Origin of the sequence: Vulcanococcus sp. DEBay_Sum22DG08_74 (assembly GCF_017852955.1) — a bacterium.
In the GTDB taxonomy this organism is placed as follows: Bacteria; Cyanobacteriota; Cyanobacteriia; order PCC-6307; family Cyanobiaceae; genus Vulcanococcus.
Window position 1 is genome coordinate 1 of sequence record NZ_JAFMKL010000062.1, and the last position, 9,820, is coordinate 9,820.

At 57.6% G+C, this 9,820-nt stretch carries 14 protein-coding genes; 6 read left to right on the forward strand and 8 right to left on the reverse strand.

What is annotated here, in order from left to right; all coding sequences use genetic code 11:
* The 5 genes from QZ184_RS07750 to QZ184_RS07770 form a co-directional block, all read right to left on the reverse strand.
* Nucleotides 1-180 carry a hypothetical protein gene (locus tag QZ184_RS07750; protein WP_296416497.1) on the reverse strand — a complete coding sequence of 60 codons (180 nt, stop codon included), beginning with the start codon at nt 178-180 and terminating at the stop codon, nt 1-3.
* 112 nt (nt 181-292) lie between these two features.
* Nucleotides 293-421: a hypothetical protein gene (locus tag QZ184_RS07755; RefSeq protein ID WP_010316132.1), complete on the reverse strand. Its 129-nt coding sequence runs from the start codon at nt 419-421 to the stop codon at nt 293-295.
* A gap of 166 nt (nt 422-587) precedes the next feature.
* Nucleotides 588-767 (reverse strand): hypothetical protein, encoded by a 180-nt coding sequence (locus QZ184_RS07760; protein ID WP_010316133.1) that lies wholly within the window; start codon nt 765-767, stop codon nt 588-590.
* Nucleotides 768-771: 4 nt separating this feature from the next.
* Entirely contained in the window at nt 772-948 is a 177-nt protein-coding gene (locus QZ184_RS07765; protein WP_296416496.1) for a hypothetical protein, read from the reverse strand.
* 78 nt (nt 949-1,026) lie between these two features.
* The gene (locus tag QZ184_RS07770; protein WP_247477668.1) at nt 1,027-1,176 is read right to left on the reverse strand and encodes a hypothetical protein; all 150 of its coding nucleotides are present in this window, start codon (nt 1,174-1,176) and stop codon (nt 1,027-1,029) included.
* A 404-nt stretch (nt 1,177-1,580) separates the two neighbouring features.
* Here QZ184_RS07770 and QZ184_RS07775 point away from each other — a divergent pair, with 404 nt between their 5' ends.
* The 4 genes from QZ184_RS07775 to QZ184_RS07790 all read left to right on the forward strand — a co-directional run bounded on the left by QZ184_RS07775 (nt 1,581) and on the right by QZ184_RS07790 (nt 3,502).
* The gene (locus QZ184_RS07775; protein WP_296418899.1) at nt 1,581-1,787 is read left to right on the forward strand and encodes a hypothetical protein; all 207 of its coding nucleotides are present in this window, start codon (nt 1,581-1,583) and stop codon (nt 1,785-1,787) included.
* Nucleotides 1,788-1,888: 101 nt separating this feature from the next.
* Nucleotides 1,889-2,056, forward strand: a complete 168-nt coding sequence (locus QZ184_RS07780; RefSeq protein ID WP_296416494.1) for a hypothetical protein — start codon at nt 1,889-1,891, stop codon at nt 2,054-2,056.
* Between the two features lie 250 nt (nt 2,057-2,306).
* Nucleotides 2,307-2,984 (forward strand): alpha/beta hydrolase, encoded by a 678-nt coding sequence (locus QZ184_RS07785; RefSeq protein WP_296418901.1) that lies wholly within the window; start codon nt 2,307-2,309, stop codon nt 2,982-2,984.
* 74 nt (nt 2,985-3,058) lie between these two features.
* Nucleotides 3,059-3,502, forward strand: a complete 444-nt coding sequence (locus QZ184_RS07790) for a hypothetical protein (protein ID WP_296418904.1) — start codon at nt 3,059-3,061, stop codon at nt 3,500-3,502.
* 330 nt (nt 3,503-3,832) lie between these two features.
* Here the strand turns inward: QZ184_RS07790 and QZ184_RS07795 are convergent, their stop codons facing one another.
* Entirely contained in the window at nt 3,833-4,015 is a 183-nt protein-coding gene (locus tag QZ184_RS07795; protein WP_010316152.1) for a hypothetical protein, read from the reverse strand.
* 1,265 nt (nt 4,016-5,280) lie between these two features.
* Nucleotides 5,281-5,580: a hypothetical protein gene (locus tag QZ184_RS07800; protein WP_296418906.1), complete on the reverse strand. Its 300-nt coding sequence runs from the start codon at nt 5,578-5,580 to the stop codon at nt 5,281-5,283.
* A 121-nt stretch (nt 5,581-5,701) separates the two neighbouring features.
* Between QZ184_RS07800 and QZ184_RS07805 the strand changes: the two genes are divergently transcribed.
* Entirely contained in the window at nt 5,702-5,953 is a 252-nt protein-coding gene (locus tag QZ184_RS07805) for a hypothetical protein (protein WP_296418907.1), read from the forward strand.
* A gap of 322 nt (nt 5,954-6,275) precedes the next feature.
* Nucleotides 6,276-7,535 (forward strand): cytochrome P450, encoded by a 1,260-nt coding sequence (locus tag QZ184_RS07810; protein WP_247477699.1) that lies wholly within the window; start codon nt 6,276-6,278, stop codon nt 7,533-7,535.
* Between the two features lie 2,055 nt (nt 7,536-9,590).
* Here the strand turns inward: QZ184_RS07810 and QZ184_RS07815 are convergent.
* Nucleotides 9,591-9,820 (reverse strand): hypothetical protein (locus tag QZ184_RS07815; protein ID WP_296418909.1); only part of this gene is annotated, 230 nt, incomplete at its 5' end.

Here is a 9,820-nt window from a genome sequence, read left to right on the forward strand (position 1 = left end):
TTAGTGGTGCCAGGCGACGGGGTTGCGGCACTCCTGATCTTTGAGCGCTTCGTAGGCCGTCCAGAGTCCTTCGACTTCGGCACACTTCAGGTTGCGATCGCAGACGCGATAGCGACCGTTGCCGACCGCATCAATCGTGGAGCCGCGGGAGGTGCGGCATATCCGCTTGGGTTCTGCCATGGATGGAAGGCATGAAGGAGTTGTCCTACGGGTCTCTTTTTCCGTCTGGTCAGCAGTATTTCGGCAGGTGACAAGGCCCGTGGCTCGAGACGAGAGAGCGGCCTGGCTGAGCTCAGTGGGCGTGGATCGAATAAAGGGTGATCCCCATGGCCCGCAGGATGAAGTAGCCAGTGAATCCGACGAGATTGAGGCCGATGACAAAGGCCCAGACTCCCCAAGGCTGTTGTTTGTCGAGCTTCATTCCCCTGCGGACGCTCGCTTCAGTGTGACGCGTAGCCAACAGCTCCCGCATCGCTTGGCCGGTGGGGAGTGTTGGTTGGGGGGCGGAATAGGCCCCCCGGATCGGACAACGGGGGAATGCACTCGCCCGTCTCCTCAGCGGTTATGGCCCTGGTCTTGAGCGGCTGTCAACGGGTTGGGTTGTTGATCTCAATCGCGAGTGGGTCCGGTTCCCCTTCGGTGATGGCCACCGAGCGGAAATAGATCGCGCTGGAGCGGTCACCGGCTGATTCCATCGCTCGGCGCATGGACCACCAGTACTGGAGGGTCTCCTCCTCGGTCCATTCGAGGGTTTGTTCGCTCGACATGGGGCTAACCCAGGCGGCAGCCAAGGTTGACCGTGCCTTGATCCAGCAGGCGCCCAAGCCGTAGGGCCACTGCCGCTTCACGCCGGTTGAAGGAACCCTGGTGGGAGGCAATCCAGGACACCTCGGCTTCGGTGACCACCCCTGTGGCGAGCGAGCTCAGAAAGACAGCCCCGAGAGACATGAGAGATCTGTAACGAAGTCTTTACATTCTGTCTCGCGCTGGCTGGAGCTGTGGATTGGTCTTTGCTCTCGGGGTGGCTCAGTAGCTGTTTTGCTTCAGGGCGGAGAAGCGTGAGCCGGTCTCCCAGATTCCAACTGCGCTCTTGGCGCGGGCCTTGCCGGTGTTTTGAAGTTGCACTGCTGCCGCGCCCGCGGCGTAGCAAGCGGCAAAGACGGCGATGAACCCCATGGCTCTCCTGCAATCGCAAGACCTTTGCTGAAGCGGATCGGTCGACTGGTTCAAGTCGAACCGTTTCCCCTGGTTGAGTATTTCTGCTTAGGGCTGGTCCGATTAGGCGCCACCTTTGCGTGCTGTGCGCCTGCGCACGACGGCAAAGGCAGCCCAGAGGAAGAGCGCGATTAAGACGACGTCGGCAATGGGACTCATCAAGTGGCCCTCGGGCTTGGTCACTTCATAGGTATCGAGATGTTGGTTAGGTCCTTGGCCGCGGAGCGCAAGTGCTGCTCATCTGGGGCTGGCTCCCCGTTCCCCGGCAGGGTGACTCCTGCTGGCTTGATCCCGAAGCTTTTCTGTCGATTGCCCCTAAATGGCTTGGGGCGACCGAGCTTGTGCTCCACCACATGCAGGGTTTCATGTTCCGGATTGAACTGCTCACACCCCAGGGCTGGAGTCAGACAGAGGAGCACGAGCAGCGGGAGCTCGCTGAATTGCAGGCCATGCTCAAGAGTCAGGCCGATGGCTGCACGTATCGTGTTACCAGCCCGGAGCTGAGCACCCTCTGCGTCTTCACGCCGCAGGGCTCCCGCTGCTGGCAGCTGGATCAGCCGGCGGTTGCTTGAGCCAATGGCAATCGGCCTGAATACCCATTGCCTGAGCTGCGAAAGCATTCGACAGTGATCGGCTGATCCTTTCTTTGAGTCGTTGTTTCGACAGAGGTGAGATGGCTGCCCATTGCAAAGACAAGTTCCGCTCCTTCTGGAGGCGCTTTCAGAGCAACCTCAAGACCAACCGCTTTCCGGTTGAGTTGGGCGAGGCGGGATCGGTGCGTCGAGCAGCAGAGGTGGAGCGGATTACCAGCAAGCAGACGCCGCCGATCGACATCCGATGACGCAAGCGCCGCGTGCCTATTGAGTCGCCCGGGGTTGGATGGCTTGATGCTTTTCTTTCGCGGAAAATATTTTCCGGGACGCGTTTGTTCTTCTCGCTACATTTTGCGGTCTTTCTGTAGCCAATTTGTCTGTTATCTGCGCCTCTTGGAGTTCAAAAATAAAGACAAAGAGTTGATCTGAGCTGCCTCGTTCTTGAGGTTTCCATATCGGGAAGGGTTCATTTGCAGAGTCCTTCTCGAGTTGCCTTCCATGTTGAAACTGATTGTTCCTCTTGCCGGTGCAAGTTGTTTGTTCCTGGGCCTCTCGGCCCAGGCCAATCCCCAGGCCCCCTTGCCTCTCTCCTCGGATGAGTCTGGAGTTGCCTATGGGGAAGCCGTTTTTATTCCTCCCCATGGCGGGCCACGGATGACGGCTCGTGCTGTCGGCTATGGCTTTGTTCGCTCCAACACCCTGCTGCCCCTGGGCGGTGCCGAGGTGATCGATAACCCCGTTCCTGAGAACCTCTCGGATCTGTCCGGCTGGTCCAGGGAGCAGCTTCAGACTGGTCTTCAGCAGCAATACAGCGTGGATGTGGCCGCTGTGGCTCGCTTCCTGTATTCCCCCAAGGGCGAGCAGTTCCTGAAGGAGAGCATTCAGGAGAACAACTACACCCCCTACTACAGCCAGCAGAACAGCCTGCAGGCCGTGCGTAGCGCCATCATTCTCGACTCTGCCGACGGCAAGCTGTCGAGCTACGGGATGATGAAGCAGCTCCCCACCGACCAGCGCCTCCAGGGCTCGATGAAGGTCTGTGATGTCAACAGCATCGAGAACAGCCAGCAGGCCACCTCGCTGCTCAGCTGGTACATGAACACCCCGGCTTGCATCGCGGCTTACACCGCCGAAGCTCCCGAGCCGGTCAAGCAGCCCGTGCGCGGTCTCTGGTGATCCGGGGGTGATTCTCTTGTGATCTGAGCGCCCTCTCGGGGGCGCTTTTTTCTGTGCTTGCTTCCAGGTCTGGCTTGCACCAGAGTTCGCTCATTCTTCTTTCTGTTCTGGCAGGGAAAAAGATGAAATGCTTTCTCTTTAAATCCTTGTTGCTCCTGTCTGTTGTGCCCTTGATGCCCATCCAGGCCAGTGCACAGGGCGTTCAGCAGACCTTTGATCAGATCGAGCGTTTGCAGAAGGAGGGGCCAGCGTTTCAGCGTGCAATGAATCTGGCGCGGACAAAAGCAGTGGCACTCAACGGTGGGTTGGGTCAGTACGTGCCGGCGGCCTGCATGTTTTCGACAACGCTTGCGCGTCAACGTTGTTTGATGCGAGCCGATGCCCTGGGTTTCGTCTTTCGGTTTTCCGGCGGCCCTCCTGGCTGGGAGGCTCAAGGACGGTCTCCTGCGGTGATCACCGAGGTCTCCGTCAGTGCAGATGGCAAGGCACTTCTAAACATTCAGAACAGCGCGCAATGAGCCGCGCGCCATTGAGCATCTGCAATCCTTAATGCAGGACCGAGTACACCAGGGCACACTTTTGAGCGGTAGCAGTCGCTACAGTTTGAAGACGTTCGTCCCCTTTGGGGATGCATGATTTGACAGCAGGGAACGGGGCTGTCATCTCGAGGCTCATGCCATGAACACTCTCGCCCTTATCCGCGCCCAGATCCTCAAGGCCAAGCGTCTTGAACAGGCTCAGTTGGCCGGTTTAAGCCGGGTTGTGGTGCCGATTTTCTGATCGTTGCCGCAAGTGCTGGATGCGCCCCTTCGGGGGCGCTTTTTTCTGGCAAGGCGTCAGTTGGCGACTCAGTCCTCGATGGGGATTGAATCCCGCTGCCGGCGGGTTGGCCCGGTGCAGGTGCGAATGCTCAGGGGATGGTCGCCAAAGGCCCGTTTGGCCAGGCTCAGGGCCACGGATTCGTTGATGGCGACCAGGTGCACCCGCTTCTCACCGTGGGGAGTTTGGGCGGTCACATCAAAACCGAGCATTGCCTGAGGCAACAGAAACCACACTCTTGATAGGCCGTTCTGGTGCTGGGTTCCAAAAGCTTTAGAAGAATTTCCGTTGTCCTTCGATCTGACTTGGCCGCTGACATCCATGCTGATGCCCCTTGTGCAGAGTCAGGTTGTTGTCGGTGCGGTGTTAGGTTGACCTCTGACATCACAGGCGTGCTGCGTCGGCCCTTCACTGCATGGTCGCCGCTCACATCGACTGAAATACACGGAGTAAGGCTCAGATATCGGTTTGTTGTCGCCCACAGCGACCACGGCCCGTTCATTCCAATCCCCATTGCGGGCGCGTGACGGCAGTGTTCAAGCGTCTTTTCTCCGCTTTGGGGTTTGTCTGGACCAAGGACAGGATTTTTACGGCTTCATTGTTCCGAGCGGTTCCCCGCTGACTGCGGATAGAGCTTCTCGGGCCTGTTCTTGGCTGATCAACAAGGGAAGAACGTTCTTTCTTTCTGATATCTCCGCTGTTTTCCAAGGCACCATTCGTTTTCTCGTTACCTCTTGCGTGCCGATTGTCGTCAAAAAGTCTTTTTGCTATTGAGTTCTTCACGTGTTTGATCAGTTCATTCTGCTTCCTGTTGCCGGAGATCGGTCACTTGTATTGGACAGCAGCCATGATGACCTTTGGTCCGCGCAGGCCAAGCGTTATCAGCGGCTTGTTTTGGATCCTGAGCTCCTGCCTGCGCTCAATTCAGGGCCAGCTTTTCATGGTCCTTTAGAGACCGTCGGTTCAATGGGCAGCGATCTCTAGAGCCTTGAGCAAAGGCTCCTCTGGAGCCGTGCATCGTTTGGCGGAGTTCTGCATCCGTTCAAATGCTCATAGCCCTTTCCCTCTTTGCAGGCCATAACTGAGGAGTGCCACCTCAAGGCATAGGGAGGATCCTTTGCTTCCAAGGTTCTCCGCGGGGATCATCACTCTGCAGAGGCCCCTCTTCATCCATTGCACTGGGGGGAACTGTGCTCGATTACAACGTTGATCCTTTAGACGATCAGATCATCGTCGAGATTTCTCTTGCGCAGCTGAACAGTGTCCAGCATGAGGCGTCATCTGAGCTCGGCTCGCCGTGGGGGTATAGCCATGAAACCTGGTGTGTTAACAGGCACCACGCCCTCTTTCAATGTACAACTCAAGAAGCGAATCTGATGCGCCGCGGTGTCAACTATCGCTCGACGAAGGGAGTGTAAGTCGCGCCTTGAAGAGTGATTCAATCCTCCTGCCTCCCGCCCGAGGATGGTCTTGAGGCTTAGTAGTCGTCTCCGTACTTCACTGAAGAGGTGGCATCCATCAGTTCAACCGTCGTCTGGTAACCGTTTTGAACGGTGAATTCATGTTGTGCTGCGACATCTTGCAGCGCCGCAACATCCAATTTAGGAGCGGTGATCCAGCTGAACCCCTTGCCGAAGGTGTTGTCCGGATTGACGACATACCAGTGGCATGCGGTGTCGGGGACGGACACAGAGCATTTTGTCCAGTCGTTGTCCCACTGAGGCACTTGAACGAAGGAGAGGGCTGCGAGTAATACGCCAAAGAGTCCAGCCAGCATTGCCGCCCATCTGAGTGAGCTGGACGCTATCAGGGCGTGCCGAGGGCAGAGGGTGTTGCTTGCTGCTGTCCTCGCGCTCCTGCGATGGCTGCACCAGCATGGGTGGAGTGCTCGGTCCGTCATGCTGCTCAACCCCTTTTGCCCCATTGCTGGAGCCAAGATCCTCAGCCTGAAGGCCACGGTGATTCTGTTGCTGACCCTTCTGATCAAGTCCAAGATTCGGATTGCGACCTTCTCAGGTCTGGGCGCCCTCTTGCTGCTTCTTCAGACCCTGGTCTTCTTTGCGGTCAGCGGTGGCTTGGCCGTTGCAGCCGCAGGAGCTGCCGTCTACGCCGTCCAACGACGCAAGACCTCTACGGCTCCTGCTGTGTAATTACCCCCAAATGGGGCTATCGCGATCGTGACGATCAATCAGATGATTCACTCAACCCCGAAACGGGGGGACGGAATAGCTCACCCCTGACACTTTCCGGTGGGCAGGGGGATTTTTTTGACTTCACTGCGGCAGCCATTGAATGGACAGCGCCCTTCCGGCCTGGATGGCGCGAAACAGGAGGCTCGTCCAGAGGACAGCGCGCAGCGTCGTCGCTACCTGAAGGCGTTGACGGAGCCGGCCCCGGTGTTGATGGCCCAGTCCCCTCTGGCTGACGCCGTCATCCAATCGATAAGTTGATCGCCTGCGCGCGCCTGGGCCCATGCCTGTCAAGCCCCTGCCCAACACCGGTGCGGTGAGCGGCCTGAAGGAAACCCTTGATTTCTTTGGCGATCCGAGCTTTGCCCAGCGGCGCTTTGAGACCTATGGCGATGTCTTTGCCACCAAGCTGCTGACCCAGCCCATCGTCTTCATCCGAGGCGAACGGGCGATCAACGATCTCTTTCGCCAAGGCGAGTTACTTGAGGGCTGGTGGCCTGAGAGTGTCAAACAGCTGCTAGGCAGTCGTTCCCTCGCCAACCGCAGTGGAGCGGGTCATAAGGCCCGCCGGCGTGTGGTCGGTCAGCTGTTCTCCAGTGCAGCCCTAGCCCGCTACACCCCATCGATCTCTGGCCTGGTGGATGAGCTCGCAGAGGAGCTGACCTCGGCTGGTGGCCCAGTTCCCCTGGCCGGGAGGATGCGCCGCTTCGCCTTTGCCGTGATCGCCTCCACGGTGTTGGGGCTCGATCCGGATCGCCGTGACGCCCTGTTCGCTGACTTTGAGATCTGGACCAAGGCTCTGTTCTCGATTCCCTTGGCGATACCGGGCACACCCTTTGCCAAAGCCCTGGCAGCTCGCCAGCGGTTGCTGAAGCGCATCAAAGATGTCTTGAAGGAGGGCCGCAATCAAGGTGGCCTCGATCTCCTCAGTGGTGGCCTGGATGAGGCGGGGATTCCTCTGGAGGACGACGATCTGGCGGAGCAACTACTGCTGCTGCTCTTCGCTGGTTACGAAACCACCGCGTCATCGCTGAGCTGCTTGTTTCGCGCCTTGCTGCTGCATCCGGAGGTGATGGATTGGCTGCAGAGCGATGTCATGGCCACTGGGTGGCCTGCGACCACAGCAGTGCAGTCACAAAAGCTGGATGCCACCGTGCTCGAGGTGATGCGGCAAACCCCGCCGGTGGGTGGGTTCTTTCGCCGCAGCCTGCAGGCGATTGAGCTGGCTGATGTGGCCGTGCCAGCGAACAGTGTGATCCAGGTGGCGCTCACGCCAACGGCGACCAGCAGCGGCACAGACCTGACGGAGTTCCGTCCGCAGCGCCATCTCGATGGTTCGTTTGGGCAAACACTGCTGCCCTTTGGCGGTGGCGAGAGGGTCTGCCTCGGTAAAGCCCTGGCCGAATTGGAAATTCGTTTGATGGTCGTTGGCTTGTTGCAGCAGGTTCAGCTTGAACTGGAGCCGGATCAAGATCTTTCGCTGCAGCTGGTGCCCAGCCCCATCCCACGGGGAGGCCTGATGGTGAGCGCAACAGCACGCTGACCCTCAGGTTCGAGTTGTTGGGGGCCATGTGGTGGGCCCCCGCTCGGACAGCGCTGTCTTCACCGCGCCTCCAACTCGGTTATGGCCTAGGTGGGGTTGCGGGTGCAATCCTCAGCGCCTGATCCGAGCAACTCCATAGCCAACGGCAAGGCCAACAGCACCGCTTCTCAGGCCGATCGCAAGGGTGCGTCGGTCTACTGCACTCATTCGTCCAACGCTCATGACAGCGGCTGCTCGGGCAATCCAGCAGCGGATGGGTTCATGAAAAGAACCAAGTCATCGCCAGTTTTCCTGGCATTGGAAGACGCAGGCTGGAGATGCGAAGTATTGGTCGCTTCTGCTATTGGGTTGGTTGTTGACGTCGTGTCGAAGGTTCGAAGATTGGATTGATCTCTAGGGGGAGTAACTCCTGCACGCTGAGCTGGACTATGTCTCCACTGGTTATTTTCTCGGGTTCATATGGACGCGGCTTTTGATCATAGTGTCGAGAAACTAGCGCTACATTGAGCAGCAATGCTGCAACCAATGTGATCAAGAATGCTGACAGGGTCTTCACCATTTCTCGGTCTCGCTTTTGGTGCCAGCGTAGTGATTGGCGAGAGATAAAGGTGAAGTAGGCCTAAGCCGCATTTCATCTGCTGGTGTCTGATGCATTTGTGCTGAAGAGGCTTCCTGTGCTCCCTCAAGCACTGTTTACTGATGACTGAGGACAGCGGTGGTTCAGGTCAGGAACGCCAGCTTTAGGGTCTGATGAACGAGTGCATGATGCGAACTCTCGATGCAGCATCGCACCGCGAGAGACAGCGGCAAATCGATGCTGTTGAATTTGCGATTGCGATTCACGGGCGCAAGTCTTGGACGAGGGCTCATGACCAAACGGTTTTTGCCTACCTGAAGAAGCACCCACGTTGATCGGGACGCCACTGCTCAGGCGACACAGCAGCGGAGAGGGGGATCAAAAAAAGACGGGTGCCACCGGTCCTCCATTCTTTGCTCAGAAAAGAGGACGCCAGCTTTTGCATTCACTTCTGGTTAGCCGCTTGGTGCCTTAGGGATGTAGTTGGCTCTTTGTAGCTCTCAAGTCTTTCAGTCGACAGCAGTTCCCGTACTCGTCTACCGGGAACTCATGCAGCACATCACGGCTGTGTCCAGACACGATTCTGTAACTCCTCCCTGAAACCCAGCACCTGGCTTTTGTGGTGGTGTACGCATTCCACCAAGCATGTCTCACAACCTCGTCGACCCATATTTGCCCTGCCGCGTCAAAACGCTGAACAATGATCATTGCTCTAGCTCGCGATGAATATTGCCCAGGCTTCTACAGGTTTTGCACTTCCTCAAGCATTTTAAAGACTGGCTTCGGGATCGCTACACGTTTTGCAGGGCTGGGTGCTCGTGAGCGCAAGGAATGAATTGACTTTCAAGATACGCCCATCAGTTATGTGGGTCACATTTGCTTGATTCTCATTGCCTTGCTGGGCTTTGAGTCCGCCGAACCCAGCCAGTCCAATCGCTTCTGCTGCCTCGTCCATTTGCTCTTCTGATCTCCATTTTGATCAGCAGAGACTGCATCCCTCTTCGGCTTGAAAGTGGAAGACATCTAGCGACCAAGGAGCAATGGCTACCAAAAACAGTGTGATCCCCAGGACATGGGCGGTTTGCACGACTGCGCCCCTCTGTGATTCACGAGAGCGTTCACTCGACCTTCGTCACCTCAATGTGACCAAGTTCCACAAAGACGAAGCCGCATTAACTGGCTACACGCTGGACCGCTGGGATCTCCATGGCGTTCCTTGCGAGTGCTTGGAGTGCGTTGCCGACTATCAAGACCTGCTGCTGCTGCAGCCAGATCAGAACAGACGACGACTGAGAGAGTCGTCCTGACCATGGACAGGGAGGAGGCCTGCACCCGATTACGCGCTGGCTGGGAGGTTGAACCACATCTCCTGGAACTGATCGAAGGTGACTACGACAGCCCTCAGCGCAAGCGATTCATTCGTGGTCAGCAGAAGCCGGTTGACTGCTCAGGACTCAAGGAGCTCCCCGACCCAAGCGTTAGTTCTTGATCCAGATCCTGGAGAGGAGCCAGGCAAAGAGGCCGCAAGGAAGGGCGAACCCAATCATTGGGACAGCCGTGGCGACTGGAGCGGCCAACGCGCTCGGGAGCCAGGCGCCCAGGCTTGACTGCCAGTTACCGGTCGCTTCTGTGCAGAAGCTGGGTGCCAGGAACATCACCGGCACGAACATCGTCGAGAGCACGGAGGTGAGAACGATCTTCTGGGCAT

Excerpts from the sequence above, each read along its gene's own strand:
- QZ184_RS07750 (WP_296416497.1), bottom strand. The coding sequence starts at position 180 with ATGGCAGAACCCAAGCGGATATGCCGCACCTCCCGCGGCTCCACGATT.
- QZ184_RS07755 (WP_010316132.1), bottom strand. The coding sequence starts at position 421 with ATGAAGCTCGACAAACAACAGCCTTGGGGAGTCTGGGCCTTTGTCATC.
- QZ184_RS07760 (WP_010316133.1), bottom strand. The coding sequence starts at position 767 with ATGTCGAGCGAACAAACCCTCGAATGGACCGAGGAGGAGACCCTCCAG.
- QZ184_RS07765 (WP_296416496.1), bottom strand. The coding sequence starts at position 948 with ATGTCTCTCGGGGCTGTCTTTCTGAGCTCGCTCGCCACAGGGGTGGTC.
- QZ184_RS07770 (WP_247477668.1), bottom strand. The coding sequence starts at position 1,176 with ATGGGGTTCATCGCCGTCTTTGCCGCTTGCTACGCCGCGGGCGCGGCA.
- QZ184_RS07775 (WP_296418899.1), top strand. The coding sequence starts at position 1,581 with ATGTTCCGGATTGAACTGCTCACACCCCAGGGCTGGAGTCAGACAGAG.
- QZ184_RS07780 (WP_296416494.1), top strand. The coding sequence starts at position 1,889 with ATGGCTGCCCATTGCAAAGACAAGTTCCGCTCCTTCTGGAGGCGCTTT.
- QZ184_RS07785 (WP_296418901.1), top strand. The coding sequence starts at position 2,307 with ATGTTGAAACTGATTGTTCCTCTTGCCGGTGCAAGTTGTTTGTTCCTG.
- QZ184_RS07795 (WP_010316152.1), bottom strand. The coding sequence starts at position 4,015 with ATGCTCGGTTTTGATGTGACCGCCCAAACTCCCCACGGTGAGAAGCGG.
- QZ184_RS07800 (WP_296418906.1), bottom strand. The coding sequence starts at position 5,580 with ATGCTGGCTGGACTCTTTGGCGTATTACTCGCAGCCCTCTCCTTCGTT.
- QZ184_RS07805 (WP_296418907.1), top strand. The coding sequence starts at position 5,702 with ATGCTGCTCAACCCCTTTTGCCCCATTGCTGGAGCCAAGATCCTCAGC.
- QZ184_RS07810 (WP_247477699.1), top strand. The coding sequence starts at position 6,276 with ATGCCTGTCAAGCCCCTGCCCAACACCGGTGCGGTGAGCGGCCTGAAG.